We start from the raw sequence: 18833 nt of genomic DNA on the forward strand, positions 1-18833 counted from the left end.
TTATTACAGGTATAGAGAAGTATAGCACTTATTAAGATTGACAAACTATACGTAGCCTTTATGGAACTACAGCAATTTTGTTATTACAATCGGATCAGGAATAAGTCATTCTCATGAAAATTGGTAAGATGAAATTAAAGAATCATTCTTGGAGGTGACGGGATGGAAATAATAGTTGGGGTTTCAGGGGCAACGGGAATAATTTACGCAATTAATTTATTAAGGGCCTTGAAAGACAGAGATAAGGTGAATACTCATCTTATTATGAGTGACTGGGCCAAAGAAAATTTAAAAATAGAAACCAAGTATTCCTTGGAAGAGGTAGAAAGTTTAGCCACAGTTGTCTACGATAATAAGAACTTAGGGGCAAAAATCTCGAGTGGTTCCTTCATTACAGATGGAATGGTTATTGTGCCTTGCAGTATGAAAACATTAAGTTCGATTGCCAATGGATATGATGATAATCTGATTTCTCGAACAGCAGGTGTCATGATCAAGGAAGGAAGAAAGCTAATACTGAGTCCTAGAGAGACTCCTCTAAGCGCTATCCATATTGAAAATATGCTGAAGTTATCAAGGATTGGAGTTAGAATGGTTCCGCCTATGCCAGCTTTTTATAATCATCCGCAGAGTATCGAAGACATGATCAATCATCATGTCATGAAGATACTGGACCAACTTGGAATTGACTTTGATAGAGCTAAGCGATGGCAGGGGTAACTAGAAGAGATTAAGAAAGCCATGGATAATTTTTTAAAAAGCTCTTATGAAATATGACAGGACACGAAAAGAGGAAGAGCAAAAATAGCAAATAAAAAAGAAAAATAAAAAAGAAGGACTTGACAAGATAGGAGGAATCGATTAGAATCTAAATAATCAAAAACACACTTAACACGATGAAGGGAACTCCCCGACTCATAGAGTTTAGAGAACTGACGGTTGGTGTAAGTCAGTCTGCTGAGTTGAAGGATTCCATCCCGGAGTGGCCAATGAAGAATTGTGACGGGTTCCGCCCGATAAAGCGGACATAAGTTGGCCGATTCGGCAACATGGGTGGCAACGCGGGAATAACCTCTCGTCCCTATTTGGGACAAGGGGTTTTTATATTTTTAAGCGTTTGTTTTCATGTATCTATAATCGGTTAAAACTTGGGTGGCACCGCGGAATTCCCGCCCCAATGTTGGGGTGGGTTTTGTTTTTTCCTCAATAACCAATATAAACCATTTTATTTATAATTTTTAAAAGGAGGAATATTCTATAAGTAATTACTATTAATGGACCTAGTCCTGATTCCAGGGAATTAGGAGTTACCAGATTCTTTGTGATGGATTTAAATACATAGAAAAAAGGGAGGAATTTGAATGTCAAGAGTTTATAACTTTGCTGCAGGTCCGGCTGTATTACCGGAAGAAGTGCTTAAAGAGGCAGCAGGGGAGATGTTAGATTATAATGGCACAGGAATGTCGGTAATGGAGATGAGTCATCGTTCAAAAGCTTTCGAAGAAATTATTACTGATGCGGAAAAAACATTAAGGGATTTAATGAACATTCCGGATAATTACAAGGTTTTATTTCTTCAAGGAGGAGCATCCCAACAGTTTGCCATGATTCCCATGAATTTAATGAAAAATAGAGTGGCTGATCACATTAATACGGGACAATGGGCAAAAAAAGCGATCGCTGAAGGAAAACTATTTGGGAAGATCAATGTTATTGCCTCATCTGAAGATAAGATGTTTTCATATATACCGGATTTAAAAGACTTAAAGATATCTGACGATGCGGATTATGTGTATATCTGTCATAACAATACGATCTATGGAACGAAATATAGTCAATTACCTGAAACAGGAGATAAAATCATAGTCGCTGACATGTCCTCTGATATATTATCTGAACCGGTTGATGTAACAAACTATGGTCTTATTTTTGCTGGTGTTCAGAAAAATATTGGACCTGCAGGAGTAGTGGTCCTCATCATTCGCGAAGATTTAATCACGGAGGATGTTTTGCCAGGAACCCCCACAATGCTGCGGTATAAGGTGCATGCAGATAACAAATCCCTTTATAATACCCCTCCGGCCTATGGAATCTATATTTGCGGTAAGGTATTTAAGTGGGTTCAGAATCTTGGCGGACTTGAGGCGATGAAGAAAATTAATTTGGAAAAGGCTTCAATTCTATATGATTACCTTGATTCCAGTAAGCTTTTTCGAGGTACGGTTGTTAAGAAGGATCGCTCTTTAATGAATGTACCTTTTGTCACAGGCTCTGATGAAATGGATGCTAACTTTATTAAGGAAGCTAAAGCATCTGGATTTGAAAGTTTAAAGGGACATAGAACTGTTGGCGGTATGAGAGCAAGTATATACAATGCGATGCCAACTATAGGCGTTGAGTTGTTGGTCGAATTCATGAAGAAATTTGAAGCTGAGAACAAAATATGATTACATCTGATGACGCCTGACGCCTGACGCATGGGGGAACTCCACTGGACAATATCACGTTTTAAAATGCCAAAAGATTTCGGGACATCGGGTAAATAAATATTAGAGGTGGTCTAATTATGTTTAAAATTAATTGTTTGAATCCTGTTGCTAATGTGGGCTTAAACCTATTTACTAAGCATTATGAAATGGTTGATCAATTTAATGATGCCAATGCAGTACTGGTAAGGAGTACAAGTGTCCATGAGTTAGAGTTACCCCATTCGTTAGACGCTATTGCAAGAGCTGGTGCCGGTGTCAACAATATTCCCCTGGAAAAATGTGCAGAAAATGGAGTTGTAGTCTTCAATACTCCGGGTGCTAATGCCAATGGAGTTAAAGAAATTGTCATTGCCACACTGATTATCGCTTCACGTGACATTTTTGGAGGAGTTAACTGGGTCAATTCCTGTAAAGAAGATCCAGAGGTTGCTAAACTCGTTGAGAAAAATAAATCAAAGTTTGCAGGGACCGAAATAAAAGGTAAAAAACTAGGGGTTATAGGACTTGGAGCGATTGGGGTTTTAGTTGCTAATGCCTTGAATAAGCTGGATATGGAGGTCTATGGATTTGACCCGTTTATTTCTGTCGATGCGGCCTGGAAGCTTTCGAAATTTATCAAGCAGGCCAAGTCTTTAGAAGAAATCTATAGAGAATGTGATTTTATTACGGTTCATGTACCTTTAACGGATTCAACCAAAGGAATGTTTAACAAAGAAACTTTTGAGATGATGAGGGACGGGGTTAAAATATTAAATTTTTCAAGGGATTCTTTAGTCATTGATGAGGATATTGTTGAAGCTTTAAAGTCTGGAAAAGTCGGCAGATATGTGACGGATTTTCCTAATCCCAAGGTATGCGGAGTTGAAGGGGTCATTACCGTTCCTCATTTAGGCGCTTCAACCAGTGAATCAGAAGATAATTGTGCAATTATGGCAGTAAAGCAATTAATGGACTATCTTGAAAATGGGAATATCAAAAACTCTGTTAATTATCCCACTTGCGACATGGGCGTATGTAATCAAGCCGGACGTATTGCCATTAATCATAGAAATATTCCGAACATGCTCAGCCAATTCACATCAACGTTTGCTAAAGAAAATATTAATATTCCCGACATGATTAATAAAAGCAAAGGAAAGTATGCTTATACTGTGCTCGATATTGAATCCCCTTCGACCCCTGAATTAGCAAAAAAAATCAGAGAAATTGACGGGGTATTAAAAGTTAGAATCATTAAGTAGGCTAGAATGGGTCAAGGGGACCAAGATATATTTGTCCCCTTGAATATACAGGAACGATGGACAGGAAACTTGCTGTTGGAAAGAACTTTATAGCAGTGGAGGAAGAGCAATGGCTACTATAAGACCCTTTGATTCGCTAAGACCCAGGGCAGATGTTGCAAGCAAAGTAGCAGCACTTCCTTATGATGTTTATAATCGGCGAGAAGCTTTAGAAGAAGTATTAAAAGAGCCTTTATCTTTTTTAAAAATTGATAGAGCAGAAACTCAGTTTGATATGGACTTTAATCCTTATGATGTTATGGTCTACGAGAAAGCGAGAGATACTCTTCGGGACATGATGGAGGAAGGTATATTCATTAAGGAAGGTCAAAACTGCTATTATGCCTATGAACTAACGATAGATGGCCGTTCCCAGACCGGTATTGTGGGATGTGCAGCCATTGATGACTACTTGGATAATGTAATAAAAAAGCATGAGAAAACGAGAGAGGACAAAGAGGTTGACAGAATAAACCATGTTGATGTTTGTGATGCTCAAACAGGACCCATATTTTTAGCCTATCGGTCTCAGAAGATTATCAATGAACTGGTAAATAAGGTGAAAAATAATACACCATTGTACGGTTTTGTTGCTCCAGATGGAGTCAGGCATCATGTGTGGAAGATAGATAATCCAAGTGATGTTGAAGCAATATATAATGAATTCAAGAAGATCAATAGCATTTATATTGCAGATGGACATCACAGAACAGCTTCTGCTGTAAAGGTCGGACTAAAGAGGAGAGCGGAACATCCGGGATATACAGGAGAAGAGGAGTTTAATTTCTTCCTCTCTGTACTTTTTCCACACGACCAATTAATGATTTTAGACTACAATCGTGTAGTGAAAGATTTAAATGGTTATGGCAAAGAAGAGTTTTTGACTAAAATATCTAAAGCTTTTCTGATTGAAGAGATAGGACGTGAACCCTATAAACCGATAGAAAAAGCTACATTTGGAATGTATTTAGAGGGAGTTTGGTATAAGTTAACGGCAAAAAACGAGATCCGTTCAACGGACCTCGTAAATGGACTGGATGTGGCATTGCTTCAAAATCATTTACTGACTTCTGTGCTCGATATCAAAGACATAAGAACTGATAAAAGAATAGATTTTGTTGGTGGAATAAGGGGACTTAAAGAACTTGAAAAACGAGTTGACAGTGATATGAAGCTTGCATTCTCGATGTTTCCGACTTCAATCAATGAATTATTTGCTGTATCTGATGCCGGTCAATTGATGCCGCCAAAGTCGACTTGGTTTGAACCGAAACTAAGAAGCGGACTGTTTATTCATGAGTTAGGCTTGGGCATTCAAAGACTATAGAAAAAACTTTAGGAACTCATGTATAAAACTAAATAAAACAGGTTATGCTATGTTTTGAGATGAACTTCATGGCAAATTCAAACTGATTGACAAGTTATATTACCGACTTGGCATTGATTACAATCGCTACAGCCTTATTGGCTTGGTCCAAATCCTAAGTAGAACGTGAATAAGTCATCCAACAGAGTTCGGGTTATCGGACTCTGTTTTTATGTTTAAAACTCTTCTTGAAAGAGGCTGTCTCATAATCCAGGTAATTGTTTGCTTTTTTATTCTTTTGTGAGATAGGTGAGATATGGGAGATATGATAAAACACATACTCTATAATATAGTTGACAAATTTGACAGCAGTGTTATAATAATGTTTAATTAAATCTTTAAAGGCTAAGACGGAGAAAAGTAGTCTGTTTATTACCTTTCAGGGAGGAAGAGTCTCGACTGTAAGCTCTTCTATGAGTAGTGATAGATGAAGTTCCCTCCCGAGCTGCCGGCTGAACGAAATCAAGTAGGCTAGGACGGTTCTTCACCGTTAACAGGAAGGGGGTATCGGATTATTAATTCCCGTACCTTTGTCGAGTGGCCTTTCTGGCTTAAGTTGGGTGGTAACGCGAGATATAACTTCTCGTCCCTGCAAGGGATGAGAAGTTTTTTATTTTAAGTGGACCTTACGGAATTCGACAAATACGAGTTTTTGATATACCTGTACCTTTAGTTGAGAGGACCGATTTTGGTCAAAATGGGTGGTAACGCGGAAGTCCACGGCTTTCGTCCCTGTAGATGGGATGTGCCGTGGACTTTTTTAATTAAAATTTGAAGGAGGCTATTTATTATGAAAGATTTGAAATTAGCAGGGCTAAAGGCTGAACGCAGTGCTATTGAGGTTAATGGGGTAACGATAGGAGGCAAAGAAATCATCCTTATAGGCGGACCCTGTGCAGTTGAGTCTAGTATTCAGATGAGACAATCAGCTGAAACAGTAAAAAAGGCGGGAGGAAAAATCCTGCGAGGCGGGGTTTTTAAACCGCGTACTTCTCCCTATAGTTTTCAAGGCTTGGGTCGAGAGGGACTTAATTATTTAGTGCAAGCCGCTCGAGAACAAGATTTGCTTTGCGTTACTGAAGCAATTGATGTTGCAAGTCTTAAGTTAGTAGCAGAGCAGATTGACATTATCCAAATCGGCGCTCGGAATATGCAAAACTTTGAGCTTCTGAAAATGGCTGGTAAAATCAATAAACCGATTATCCTTAAAAGGGGTTTGTCAGCTACGATAGAAGAATGGCTTTTAGCTGCAGAATATATTTTATCCTCAGGCAATCCTCATGTTATCCTTTGCGAAAGGGGAATTCGCACGTATGAACCCAGTACACGCAACACATTAGATCTCAGTGCCGTCGGGGTCGCTAAAGAGCTTTCTCATCTGCCGGTTATAGTCGATCCAAGCCATGCTGCAGGCAGAAGAGATTTAATTTCGTCCCTGTCTAAGGCAGCAATTGCATCTGGTGCGGATGGTTTGTTGATCGAAATGCACCCGAATCCGGCAGAGGCGGTCAGTGATGGACCTCAATCATTGCATCCTGAACAATTTGTTCAGCTGGCAGGGGAATTGGGTGTTGTGGCTGAAGCCGTGAATAGAGTCTTCGCTTGCAGGCAGAAAAATAAGGAGGAGACCCTTGAATCTCTGCGTAATGAAATTGACGACATTGATCAAACGATCATCGAAGGGTTAGCAGCTCGAATGCAGATAGTAAGCAAAGTTGCGGATAAGAAACGTTTGGATAGGGTGAAGGATAATACTCGAGAAAAGGAAGTTATTCAAAGGCTCACTAGCCTGGGTGATGAATTAAAGCTCCCCCCAGAATTAGTAAAGAAAATCTACCCAATAATCTTTGAAGTGGCGGTTCAATCCCAAATCAAACGGAAATTAGTAAGAGAAAAAGAAATAGACTGTTCACTTGTTTCTAGATAAATGATATTTTTGTGTTCAGAAAAGGATAAAATATTGTTATTATCAGAAATTATTGAGGCGGCAAAACTTGCTTCAAAGCTGATAAATAGAGAAAGTTTTTGTGTAATCATAAAGTAAGTAAGAAGGCCTTTAGAAAATTAGACTTTTCTAAAGGCCTTCTTACTTACTTTTCAAGTTCACCTAGAAATTTGCAATTCAAGGGTTGAAATAAATATTATTGATTATGGCAATACGTATGATCTATAGACATTGTTATAGTACAATGTTAGACTTTACTTGAGTTAGGCGAAGTATAAATGAGGGGAGTGAATGGATTCAAAGCAACCTGTTTAAACAGTCATTGTAGGGGATTGAACTTTAAATTATGTTAAGTTGATTAATGTTTAATAGACTCCTTTTCCTTCATTTAATTAAAGTAGGAAAGGTCATAGAAAGTTTAAAGAGGGAAGGATGCAAAATGATTCTAGAAACACAAATTACTATATACGTTTGTTCTCTTTGTCAGAGGACGTATAGACTGAAGGAAGATGCTAAAAAATGCGAAATTCTCTGTGCTAAATTACTTGAGTCTCCCGATATATCTGTTTTAGGGTTAAGCTCAAGGACCTATAACCTTCTAAAAATTGCTGGGATAGATACTATCGAAGAACTGCTTGAAAAAAGTGACAGTCAGTTATTGCAGTTAAAACGCTTTGGACAAGGAGCTTTATACGAGTTGCGTCTGCAATTGCAACGCTATGAGGCCAAAATGCAGAAAAAGGGGAACTATTAATTTAATCAGACGGTGAATCAGTTATATCACTTGAATAAAACCACTGCCTAACGGTAAGAGGATATTTATCCATTATTCGAGAACGAATTTTTCTGTGCAGGCTAAACACAATAGTAAAGGCATCGTGATACAAAATGGGAGGTATGATATTATGATTGAGAAATATCATGAATTCCAATCGGATTCTTCCCTTCTTCACCAATACAGGTTTCAAGTTGGAGACCGTGTTGAGACATGCAGTCACTGTATTGGAACAGTTGTAGGAATTGAATGCGATGAGATGGGAGTCTTTATTATAGTACACTTAGATATTCTGCCTGGGGAATTTGCATATGATCCCTATGATCTGGAAATTATCCGATAATAATCAACGGCTAGTAAAGGTTACAACGAAAGTTGGGTAAAAAATATGGTCGAGAAATCAGCAAACTGTATCATGGCAGATACAGTTTGCTTTAATTTATGACCAATTTTTCTTTTACGTAGAATTTCCATTTACACAAACACTCATGAGCCTTCGGTTCACAGAGTAGAATGAAAATATTTTACCATTTCCCAATGGCTCCCAGTATGAGATGCTTCTATATAAGACGGGTTTCTGTTAACCGTTTATTCTGTGGTGGACACCATACCCCGTTACACAAACTGGTTCCAACAACTACGAGGACAGAGTAATGTGCCCATGAGCACGTGCAAAAAAAATCATTATCATTTAGTTGTTGGGTCCCCCCGTCTTATTTAGGAGGTGAACATTTTCTAGGATGCTGTTTTAGAGTGTTGTGCAGGTTTAGATGTACATCAGGAAACAATCGTTGCATGTATTTTATTTAGGCCATTGGATCAAAAGCCAAAGAAAGAAGTAAATACCTTCCTAACAGTGACAACAGAGCTACTCAAACTTATGGATTGGATAGAAGGACATAAATGTTCTCATGTTCCTATGGAAAGTACAGGCGTTTATTGGAAACCTGTTTGGAACATTCTTGAAGTTGCCGATTTTAGGCTCATTTTGGCAAACGCCCAGCAAAAGAAAAGCAGAAAGAACAAAGATTGATTAATTCCCTAAAAGCACGCGGATACCAGGTTGTTTTAGTTTCCTGATCTTCATAACCTTTACCCTATCCCGGGCATCCTATTGCCTACTTAAATCGAGATTTTTAGGTATATGTTAAAGTATATGTTAACCAACATATTTTTTCTAAGATCGATTAGAGTTATTTTCGTAAAAAAATAATTTACATTCCCTTCAAACTCATTTTATAATCAATAATTAGTTCATTGAATTGTTCCGGTTGAGCTCCTTTTCGGATCAATATCTGAGCTTTTTTGAAAAGGAGTTTATGCACATCTTCTCTGCAACCTAAGAAATGAATCATCTTTTTAAGCCAGGGGTCGTTTGTCATTGTGAAATGATGATTATATAGGATGCGTGCACGAACTTCAGCTTCAACATCAGCCTGAAGCATTCCAATGGGGTCTAAGGTTTGATCCACATAACATATATTCCAAGGGATTCCTTGTGAATCAACAAAACTTAAGGGTGGCCCTCCTAACTTGTTAATTGCGACTGCAATCATTTCCATGTGCCCCATTTCTTCGGACGCAATCATTCCCAATAGATCACGAAGATAACGATTATTCATATTTGAGCGATGATTTAGGTACTGGGTTGCCGCGGAATATTCGCTATCCTTTCCCCCATAGTGCTCAAGCAGTATTTGGGCAAACACTGGGTCTCGAGTCTCCACTTGAACCGGATAGAACAGAGATTTGCTATAACTAAACATGCTAACCCTCCTTCATATAATAGATTCCTTCATCTATTATATGATTAGGAAATCATTCGGTTAGGTGTCGCTTCGAGAAGATTATACGTCTTTTTGTTTCTGAGGAAATTGGTTTGGTTTTTGGAATATGGTATACCAACATCCCTTGCCTTTATGCAGTATAAGGAATTATAATTGCTTTGAAAGTGGACATAATGAAGATTCTAAAGGGGAGAAGGAAAGTGGCGTATCATTTTTCACCAATTAAGCTTGATGACAAGGGCCATATCCGAGATTCGGTGTTTGCTATTTTAAGAAATGCTATTTTAGATAAAAAGTTAGAACCGGGACAGAGACTTGTTGAACGCAGTATTGCAGAAGAATTGGGGATTAGCAGAACTCCGGTTCGAGAAGCAATTCACAAACTTGTCTTGGAAAGACTGGTAACCCATGTTCCGCGTAAAGGGGTAGTGGTTTCCGGATTTACTAAGGCCGATATTGTAGAGATTCTTGTCATTAGAACATCATTGGAAGCACTTATTTGCAGTATTGCAGCTGCTAAGATTAAACCTCGCGAATTGAAACGTTTGGAATCGCTGGCCAAACAGATTTCAGATGAACACGAAAAGGGCAATTTAAAAAAGTCTAATCAGTTGAACGATAAATTTCACGGTATAATTTATAGTGCAGCTGAAAGTCCACGAATCCACAGTTTTCTTAATACTTTGCACGAGTACATAACAAAATTCACTCGAGTTGCCTATTCTAAACCTGGTCGCCCTGCAGAAGTATGGGTAGAACACAAGGCGATTATTGAGGCTCTAAGCAAACATGACAGATCTGAAGCTGAAACCGTAGCGAAAAAACACGCCGAAAATTCGAGCAAAGCTTTTTTAGAAATGGCTTATTGTGATTAAGAAGGTTAAGGTGATAGCCTTTTTTCCCTTTACAAGAAGACGAATTCCTATTTGGTATACAGAAACTAGTAATTTGGTATACCAAACGTATTGAATTACTGAACTTAAGGTTATATACTTACTTAAGAAATTCAAGCTTACCAGGCTGGTAGGCATTCTCAAAGGGATTTGGGAAATCTAAGTGAAAGGAGAGCACTATGTTATCACAACTATGGGATCTGTTAATTGCTTTTGGCAGGGCTAGTAACCTAGGCTTTGGAGGCGGACCGGCAGTCATTCCTCTCATTAAGATTGAAGTTGTGGAGCGGTATCACTGGATGACCAACTCTGAATTCACTGATGCGCTTGCCGTTGGAAATGCTTTGCCAGGCCCAATCGCTACAAAATTAGCAGGTTATGTTGGTTATCAAGAAGCCGGATGGTTAGGAGCCTTGGTGGCGAACATTGGGGTTATCTTACCTACCGCACTCGCGGTCATCTTATTGGCAAGGGTGTTAATGAAGTACTCCAATTCTCCAGTCTTGAAGGGAATGCTGAAAGGAGTACGGCCTGTTGTCGTAGTCTTAATAGCGCAAACTGCCCTTGACATGGGTAGTGGCTCATTTCCAAACCTAATAACATGGGGGATTGCTTTGGCTACGGTGGTTTCTGTATTTTGGTTGAAATTGCATCCTGCGTTAATTATTTTAGTATCTATGGGCTTTGGATTGTTGGTATTTCGCTAAACCCTTAGATTTGACTGAATTTCAGGTGGAGATATTTCAGAGTAAGTTAACAATATGCTCCTATTAATACAGTGTTAAAAAGGGGTGCTCTTCGTGCTTAGAAAAATATGGGACCTATTTATTGGCTTTACCCGGGCTTCAAACCTGGGATTTGGGGGAGGCCCTTCGCTAATTCCTCTCGTTAAAGCAGAAGCAGTGGATCGATATCACTGGGTGGATAACGAAGAGTTTGCGGATTCTTTAGCTATCGGTAATGCCTTGCCAGGGCCAATTGCCACAAAGATGGCAGCTTATATCGGATATAAGGTTGCAGGTTGGTTGGGAGCTCTAGCCGCTATAATTGGAACAATAGCTCCTACTATAATTGTGGTAGTTTTATTAGGAAGTTTGATCGTGAAATATTCGGATTCTCCAGAGCTTCAAGCAATGTTGAAGGCAGTCCGGCCAGTGGTAGTTGTACTTGTTGCTGAGACTGCTTATGACATGGGGAAGAAGGCCTTCCCGTCCAGCAGCACGTGGGGAATAGCAGTTATAACGGTTGCGCTCCTTTATTTTCTTAACATCCACCCGGCCTTTATTATCGTAGCATCCATGCTGTTTGGTTGGGCAGTATATGGCAGAACTAAAAAGTAGAATAAGGAACACCCTCTTGAAGAAGTGGGTGTCTTGGAATTGATAATGCAGGAATTGTTTTATAAAGATTACTTGACTTTGAGTCAAAAACAGGCAATATCAACATAAAAGTCCATTTGTTGGCGGGGTAAAACTGTAAGGAGGATGCGGATGAACGAGTGCGTATTTTGTACACTGCCAGAGGGAGTTAACCTTGTAGAGAATGAACTAGCCCGGGCATTTTATGACAAGTATCCAGTCAGTGAAGGACATGTTCTTATTGTTCCTAAAAAACATGCTTCAAGTTTCTTTGATGCGACTGCGGAGGAGATGGCTTGTGTCGGAGAACTTCTCACAAAAGTTAAAGAGTTGTTAGACGAGCGGTTCCATCCTGATGGTTATAATGTGGGAGCAAATGTAGGAACTGCTGCAGGGCAAACAGTTTTTCATTGGCATATACATGTTATCCCTCGATATAATGGAGACGCAGGTACTGTGAGGTGGCATACATAAAAATGGTCAATCGAGAAAGATTGTTGGCCGAGTTTTTGGAACTTATTAGAATTGATTCTCCGACCAAGGATGAGCGCCAAATAGCTGATATACTAAAAAAACGTCTGCAGAGTATTGGTATGACAGTATCAGAAGACGATGCCGGGCAAAGATTCGAAGGTAACTGCGGCAATGTTTTTGCCTATTTGAAAGGTAACCTGCCAAAGGTTCCAGTCGTCTTGTTTTCGGCCCACATGGATACGGTGGACCCTTGCCAAAACATCGAGCCGCAACTTCAGGGAGGAATAATTACTTCAGCCGGGCCAACGATCTTAGGAGCGGATGATAAATCAGGGATAGCGCCAATCCTGGAAGCACTAAGAATAATAGAAGAGCAAAATATCCCACACGGTGATATTCAGGTTGTTTTCAGTGTTGCCGAAGAAGGGGGTCTCAACGGCGTTAAGAACTTAGATAAAACGTTCTTGAAAGCTGATCTGGGATTTGTTATGGATTGCGTGGGTGGACCGGGAGAAATAATTCTTGCTGCCCCAGGGCAAGATCGACTTAACGTGATGATTAAAGGCAGAGCATCTCATGCTGGTTTTGCTCCGGAAGATGGAATAAGTTCAATTGTTGTAGCTGCCAAGGCGATTTCAAGTATGCCAACAGGCAGAATAGATGAAGAAACAACAGCCAATATCGGTACAATTCAAGGCGGCAGAGCTACGAATATTGTGGCCGACGAAGTCAATATTGCTTGCGAATCAAGAAGCAGAGACTTGGTTAAGCTCGAATGCCAAACGTCCCAGATGTATGAAGCGTTTAAACACTGTGCTGAGGAAGTGGGCGCAGTTGCAGAAATTGAAGTGATCCGGTTATATGAGCCCTTTACGCTTTCGGAGGAGTCTCAAGTCGTAGTCATTGCTAGTCAGGCAGCCCGAGCCGCCGGTTTAAAAGTCATTACAGGGCCAACCGGAGGAGGCAGTGATGCCAATTATTATAATGTTTACGGGATACCGTGCGCTGTTTTAGGTACTGGGATGCAAAGGCCCCATACAACCGAGGAAGCGATTGAGGAAGAGGATTTGTACAGGACAGCTGATTTATTGGTTGAGATTATTAAAGGTGTTGCGAAGCTTGAAAAAGCTGAATGATAAATCGTGTATTATAACGTGAACTGGAGAAAAGAAGGCCTATAAAATACGTGGATAGGCCTTTTTTCCTTTTTTGTTATTTATAGAATGGAATGCCAAGAGTTTAAAAGGAGACGCCTGCAACGAGCTCCTTTTAAGTGCTATTCGGCCATCACAAAACTTAGTCGCAACAATTAGCCCCCGTCCAATCAATTGAATGGGGGGCTATCCAATAATGTGGGTTTTTTAACTTCCTTGAACTTAAAAATTTAAAAAAATTAAATGTGGATAAAATAAAAGAAAATAATTGAAAGGTGAGGAGAATTTGGGCAAAGATTATTGGAAAGATGATTTAAACGGTCGTGAGGCAGAACGTGAGTGGATGGTTCGAACCCAGCTCAGAGGTCGCGATATCACAGATGAGGCAGTAATTCAGAGTATGCTAACTATTCCTCGACATAAGTATGTAAAAGAAGATAAACAAGAGCTTGCGTATTATGACACCGCCTTGGAAATAGAAGCAGAGCAAACTATTAGTCAGCCCTATATTGTAGCTCTCATGGCTCAAGCGTTGGAACTCAAAACGAAAGATAAAGTTTTAGAGATAGGAACGGGTTCTGGTTATTCGGCAGCATTATTATCCCGAATGGCCAAGATAATTTATACAATTGAGCGTCATAACTTGCTCGCCCATCTTGCGGAAGAACGATTTAACAGTCAAGGTTATAAAAATATTGAAGTGCGCGTGGGAGACGGCACGCTTGGATGGACAGAAAAAGCACCGTTTGACGCAATTTTAGTAACGGCGGGAGGTCCTAAAATTCCAGATTCTTTAATCGAGCAGTTAGCTCCGGGTGGCCGCTTGGTAATACCGGTAGGGAAAAAGGAAGATCAACATCTGGTGCGTGTTAAGAAGACACTGTCAAGTGAATTAATAGAAGAAGATTTGGGAGCAGTTCGTTTTGTTCCTCTGATTGGTACAAAGGGCTGGAAGGAGGCGGAAGCAGGAAGTCAGATCCGCTAGCCTTCAGATATAGGAAACTTACTTCGAAGGACCCCGTTTTCACTCTTTTTTTGTTATAATAAGGACAGCTTCGAAAGCACACAACCTTAAGGAGATGTTCTTATTATGATAAACAAAGCCTTGGAGGTATTGCAAAGGTATTTCGGGTATACTCAATTTCGAGATGGCCAGCAAAAAGTGATTGATAGTTTACTTCAGGGCTCGGATACTTTAGCTATTATGCCGACTGGAGCAGGAAAATCACTTGCTTACCAAATTCCTGCCCTGTTGTTTAAGGGAACAACTCTCGTGATTTCTCCACTAATTTCCTTGATGAAAGATCAGGTGGATGCATTGCAACAGTACGGAGTTCCAGCAACCTTTATCAATAGTTCTCTGTCTCTCAAGGAAGTTAGGAGCCGGATTGACAGGGTGGCAAGTGGTAAATATAAGCTCTTATATATTGCACCTGAACGACTTGAGTCAGATAGTTTCCGAAGCCTTTTAGACTCTTTGCGAATTTCCTTTCTAGCGATTGACGAGGCTCATTGTGTTTCCCAGTGGGGGCATGATTTTCGGCCCAGTTACCTGCATTTGGGGCCTTTTCTTAAATCCTTCCCCCAGAAACCGCTAATTGGAGCTTTTACCGCAACGGCAACTGAGGATGTTCAAGCTGATATAGTCCAACTGTTGGGATTGAGAGAACCCAGTATATTTGTCACAGGATTTGATCGTCCGAATCTTATGTTTTCTACGTTTCGAGGGGAGAACAAGAAGGACTTTTTACTTGAATATACTAAAGCTCATGCCGATCAACCTGGAATTATCTATGCCGGGACGCGTAAAGAAGTGGACAATCTCCAGAGCTTTTTAACCAAAAGCGGCTTAAGGGTTGGAAAATATCATGCGGGTATGACCGACGAAGACCGCCTAAAAAGCCAAGAAGATTTCCTCTTCGATGAAGCAACCGTCATGGTCGCTACCAACGCGTTTGGAATGGGGATTGATAAATCCAATGTTCGATATGTTATTCATTATAATATGCCAAGAAATATGGAAGCCTACTATCAAGAGGCAGGGCGTGCAGGGCGCGATGGAGAACCGGGAGAGTGCCTTTTGTTGTTTTCTCCTCAAGATGTGGTGCTACAAAGATATTTGATTGAACAAACCATTTTTCAGCCTGAACGAAAAATGAATGAGCTCAAAAAGCTTCAAGGGATGGTTGATTACTGTCACACACCTCGGTGCTTGCGGAAGTCGATTCTAGAGTATTTTGGAGAAGAGGACGTACAAGAAGAATGCGGTAACTGTAGCAGTTGTAACGATCAGAGAGAAATTGTAGATATTACCTTGGAGGCACAAAAAGTATTTTCCTGTATTTATCGTATGCGGGAACGTTTTGGGATTGGCATGGTGGCTGAAGTTTTAAAAGGTTCACGCAAAGCGAAGATTAGGGAACTTCGGTTTGACGAACTTTCAACGCATGGGATTATGCATGAAGTTGCGTTGCAAGAAATCAAAGATCTAATAAATTACTTAGTGGCAGAGGGCTATTTGCAATTATCAACCGGAGAATATCCAGTGGTTAAACTCCAGCCTAATGCAGTTTTCGTCTTAAAAGGGGAAGCAAAAGTTAATCGCAAAGTGTCACCAAAACATTATCGTAAGGAGTCGGAAGAGGTTAGCTTGTTTGATCGGTTGCGTACATTACGCAGAGAAATAGCTATTCGAGAAAACCTCCCTCCCTACATGATTTTTGCAGACAGTACCTTAAGAGAAATGGCCCAAGCGTGTCCAATCGATCACAGATCAATGATTCGTGTCAGCGGGGTTGGGGAGAGAAAGTTAGAAAAATACGGAGATGAATTTCTGGAGGCAATCAGGATTTTTTGTAAGGATTCTGAAAGTGTAGAGAAGCCGGACTTAAAAAATAATCCCCCAGAAGAGAAGCGCGATGATCAAACGGACAGCGAAAATGGTTGCCAAGATATAAGTAATCTTGAGAATTCTCCTCACGGGAAAGTTTCCAGTCATTTGCAGACTTTTCTAATGTACAAAGAAGGATACTCTTTAGAAGATATAGCAAAAATAAGGAAGGTTACTCCTATAACTGTTCAAAATCATTTTGTGCGCTGCAGCCTAGATGGTCAGACTGTTCCGTGGGATGATTTTATTCCATTTGAACAAGAAACCCACATCTTGGAGGCAATTAAGCAAGTAGGTGGAGAAAGATTACGTCCCATTAAAGATCTTCTCACTGATGAGGTGGAGTGGTTTACAATCCGGGCAGTTTTGGAAAAGCATAAAATCATCGGTAATAAAGAATAAAAAACAAAAAAGTGGGCAGTCAATAAGTGTCTCTGGGCGACTGGGTAAGAGTTTAACTATACTTCCGAGTCCTTCCTTCGCTAAAGCGTGTGCGGGGGAAGGACTTAATTGCGGTATTTTTGTAATGAAGTTAAAAATCCAATAAGTAGAAGGAGTTTGTTAGTTGTAATGCACGAGAGTGAGCAAGTTTATATTCGTAAATCTATAAAGACAAATCGAGCTATTGTTTTAGCCAGTGTTCTGTTAGCAATTTTCATAGCCGCTATAGAAGGGACGATTGTGGCGACCGCAATCCCTAGTATTGTTGGAGATCTCGGCGGCTTTTCCCTGTTTAGTTGGGTTTTCTCATCCTTTCTTTTGGCTCAAGCAGTTACAATCCCGATTTATGGAAAACTTGCGGATTTGTTTGGAAGGAAACCTGTATTTACGTTTGGAATTGTAATTTTCCTTATTGGTTCTGTCCTTTGTGGCTTTGCAAAAACAATGAATATGTTGATTATTTACCGATTGCTACAGGGTATTGGTGCTGGAGCCGTTCAGCCTATTGCCACGACGATTATCGGTGATATTTTCAGCCTGTCAGAACGTGCGCGCATTCAAGGTTATATTTCTAGTGTTTGGGGAGTTTCTTCAATTATTGGCCCAGCCCTCGGAGCCTTCTTTGTGCAATATGTTCATTGGGCTTGGATATTTTGGGTAAACGTGCCAATCGGTATGCTCGCTGTAGCAGGAATATGGTTTTTTCTTGGAGAGGCAGTACATAAGCAACAACATACTATTGATTACATCGGCTCGGGACTTATTTTTATTTCGGTCAGTGCCTTGATGATTGTTTTTATACAGGCGGGAACTGTTTGGGCGTGGTCATCTGCCCCTGTACTGCTTTTAGTGGGGTCATCTGTCGTTGGGTTTTATCTGTTTATATTGCAAGAAAAGCATACTGCAGAGCCCATTATGCCATTGGAGATCTGGACTGATTCTTTACTGGTAGTTTCCAACTTAGCAACTTTAACGACAGGTATTGTGATAATCGGTATCTCGTCATTTTTGCCTACTTATATTCAAGGTGTGATGGGGAAGTCTCCAATTATTTCGGGTTTTGTTCTTGCTTTTATGACAATGGGCTGGGTGGTGGGTGCATCGATAGCTGGTAAGATTATGTTTAAATTCGGTTTCAGACGAATTGCGATTATTGGAGGGTTTTGGATCCTCGCGGGTTCGATCTTTTTAATAACAATGGCTCCTGAAAGAGGGTGGCTCTGGGCCGGAGTAGGTTCTCTTTTAATTGGGATGGGGATGGGATTTGACAGGACAGTCTTTATTGTGGGGATTCAAGACAGTGTGGAGTGGCAAATGCGTGGAGTGGCGACGGCCTCTAATATGTTTATGAACATTTTAGGGAATACAATGGGTGCAGCTCTTTTGGGCGGAGTTTTAAATACCAAACTGACTAGCTACTTAAAGAGTGTGAGTGGAGAGACGTTTAGTGTAGACGTTGTTAACGTCTTACTTGACTCAGATAAGAGGGGGACGCTTCCCAATGGAGTCATAGATCTGATGACGTCAGGCCTGACAGTTTCGTTGCACTATGTCTTTTACGGTGTTTGTATTGTATCTGTCTTAAGCTTCATATTAGTATTGTTTTTTCCAAATAAGACAAGAGATACGCTTGAATTATAAAAAAATTATTGGTTAATACTACATCTGGTGTCGAAATATGTTGATCTTTAACAAGGGATGTGTTAGTATTTTAAATGTCGCTCTTGGGGGTAAAGCCACAGGAAAGATAAAGTTGAAAGGAAGAAATACTTGTTGACAAGAAATGATGAAAATGGTATTATAGCCGAGTGCCACAAAGACGCACAACGATTAAATGCTGATTATTGAAAAATAATAAAGTTTTTAATCGCAACTACCTTAATTAGTTATTGACAACGAGAGTTGGAAATGCTAATATACAGTTCTGGCCTAAACAGCCAAAGAAAATGATGGTCTTTGAAAACTAAACAACAAGGACAGC

16 protein-coding genes, 1 pseudogene and 1 other annotated feature are annotated in these 18833 nt (G+C 40.0%); of the genes and pseudogenes, 16 read left to right on the forward strand and 1 reads right to left on the reverse strand.

All coding sequences use genetic code 11. From position 1 onward, the window contains the following. Positions 1–162 precede the first annotated feature (162 nt). From LJE72_RS15380 to LJE72_RS15415, 8 genes and pseudogenes are all read left to right on the forward strand, one after another. Complete coding sequence (locus LJE72_RS15380; RefSeq protein WP_229248615.1) at positions 163–720, forward strand: UbiX family flavin prenyltransferase; 558 nt, start codon at positions 163–165, stop codon at positions 718–720. Positions 721–1361: 641 nt separating this feature from the next. Beyond that, positions 1362–2447 (forward strand): 3-phosphoserine/phosphohydroxythreonine transaminase, encoded by a 1086-nt coding sequence (gene serC, locus LJE72_RS15385; RefSeq protein WP_229248617.1) that lies wholly within the window; start codon positions 1362–1364, stop codon positions 2445–2447. A gap of 119 nt (positions 2448–2566) precedes the next feature. Next, on the forward strand, positions 2567–3730 hold the full coding sequence (locus tag LJE72_RS15390) for a phosphoglycerate dehydrogenase (RefSeq protein ID WP_229248619.1): 1164 nt from the start codon (positions 2567–2569) through the stop codon (positions 3728–3730). A 109-nt stretch (positions 3731–3839) separates the two neighbouring features. Further along, positions 3840–5096 carry a DUF1015 domain-containing protein gene (locus tag LJE72_RS15395; RefSeq protein WP_229248621.1) on the forward strand — a complete coding sequence of 419 codons (1257 nt, stop codon included), beginning with the start codon at positions 3840–3842 and terminating at the stop codon, positions 5094–5096. Positions 5097–5473: 377 nt separating this feature from the next. Further along, positions 5474–5729, forward strand: a binding site (T-box leader). A gap of 196 nt (positions 5730–5925) precedes the next feature. Next, entirely contained in the window at positions 5926–7062 is a 1137-nt protein-coding gene (locus tag LJE72_RS15400) for a bifunctional 3-deoxy-7-phosphoheptulonate synthase/chorismate mutase (RefSeq protein ID WP_229248623.1), read from the forward strand. Between the two features lie 457 nt (positions 7063–7519). After that, positions 7520–7834, forward strand: coding sequence for a DNA-directed RNA polymerase subunit alpha C-terminal domain-containing protein (locus LJE72_RS15405; RefSeq protein WP_229248625.1), 315 nt, complete (start codon positions 7520–7522; stop codon positions 7832–7834). 151 nt (positions 7835–7985) lie between these two features. Continuing rightward, on the forward strand, positions 7986–8198 hold the full coding sequence (locus LJE72_RS15410; protein ID WP_229248627.1) for a hypothetical protein: 213 nt from the start codon (positions 7986–7988) through the stop codon (positions 8196–8198). Positions 8199–8627: 429 nt separating this feature from the next. Next, positions 8628–8888, forward strand: a pseudogene (locus LJE72_RS15415) (IS110 family transposase); the annotation flags it as partial. Positions 8889–9069: 181 nt separating this feature from the next. On the opposite strand, the gene LJE72_RS15420 reads toward LJE72_RS15415, so the two are convergent. Then, positions 9070–9621 (reverse strand): manganese catalase family protein, encoded by a 552-nt coding sequence (locus LJE72_RS15420; RefSeq protein WP_229248631.1) that lies wholly within the window; start codon positions 9619–9621, stop codon positions 9070–9072. Between the two features lie 221 nt (positions 9622–9842). On the opposite strand from LJE72_RS15420, the gene LJE72_RS15425 reads away from it, so the two are divergent. The 8 genes from LJE72_RS15425 to LJE72_RS15460 all read left to right on the forward strand — a co-directional run bounded on the left by LJE72_RS15425 (position 9843) and on the right by LJE72_RS15460 (position 18493). Continuing rightward, positions 9843–10517: a GntR family transcriptional regulator gene (locus LJE72_RS15425; protein ID WP_229248633.1), complete on the forward strand. Its 675-nt coding sequence runs from the start codon at positions 9843–9845 to the stop codon at positions 10515–10517. Positions 10518–10714: 197 nt separating this feature from the next. Continuing rightward, the gene (locus LJE72_RS15430) at positions 10715–11242 is read left to right on the forward strand and encodes a chromate transporter (RefSeq protein WP_229248635.1); all 528 of its coding nucleotides are present in this window, start codon (positions 10715–10717) and stop codon (positions 11240–11242) included. A 93-nt stretch (positions 11243–11335) separates the two neighbouring features. Next, positions 11336–11875 carry a chromate transporter gene (locus LJE72_RS15435; RefSeq protein ID WP_229248637.1) on the forward strand — a complete coding sequence of 180 codons (540 nt, stop codon included), beginning with the start codon at positions 11336–11338 and terminating at the stop codon, positions 11873–11875. Between the two features lie 150 nt (positions 11876–12025). Then, on the forward strand, positions 12026–12367 hold the full coding sequence (locus tag LJE72_RS15440) for an HIT family protein (RefSeq protein ID WP_229248639.1): 342 nt from the start codon (positions 12026–12028) through the stop codon (positions 12365–12367). A gap of 2 nt (positions 12368–12369) precedes the next feature. Next, the gene (locus tag LJE72_RS15445) at positions 12370–13503 is read left to right on the forward strand and encodes a M20/M25/M40 family metallo-hydrolase (RefSeq protein ID WP_229248641.1); all 1134 of its coding nucleotides are present in this window, start codon (positions 12370–12372) and stop codon (positions 13501–13503) included. 304 nt (positions 13504–13807) lie between these two features. Beyond that, complete coding sequence (locus tag LJE72_RS15450) at positions 13808–14506, forward strand: protein-L-isoaspartate(D-aspartate) O-methyltransferase (protein ID WP_229248643.1); 699 nt, start codon at positions 13808–13810, stop codon at positions 14504–14506. A gap of 105 nt (positions 14507–14611) precedes the next feature. After that, on the forward strand, positions 14612–16813 hold the full coding sequence (gene recQ / locus LJE72_RS15455; RefSeq protein ID WP_229248645.1) for a DNA helicase RecQ: 2202 nt from the start codon (positions 14612–14614) through the stop codon (positions 16811–16813). A gap of 168 nt (positions 16814–16981) precedes the next feature. Beyond that, positions 16982–18493 carry an MDR family MFS transporter gene (locus LJE72_RS15460; RefSeq protein ID WP_229248647.1) on the forward strand — a complete coding sequence of 504 codons (1512 nt, stop codon included), beginning with the start codon at positions 16982–16984 and terminating at the stop codon, positions 18491–18493. Positions 18494–18833 lie beyond the last annotated feature (340 nt).

Source organism: Desulfosporosinus shakirovi, from assembly GCF_020595055.1.
Taxonomy (GTDB): Bacteria; Bacillota; Desulfitobacteriia; order Desulfitobacteriales; family Desulfitobacteriaceae; genus Desulfosporosinus; species Desulfosporosinus shakirovi.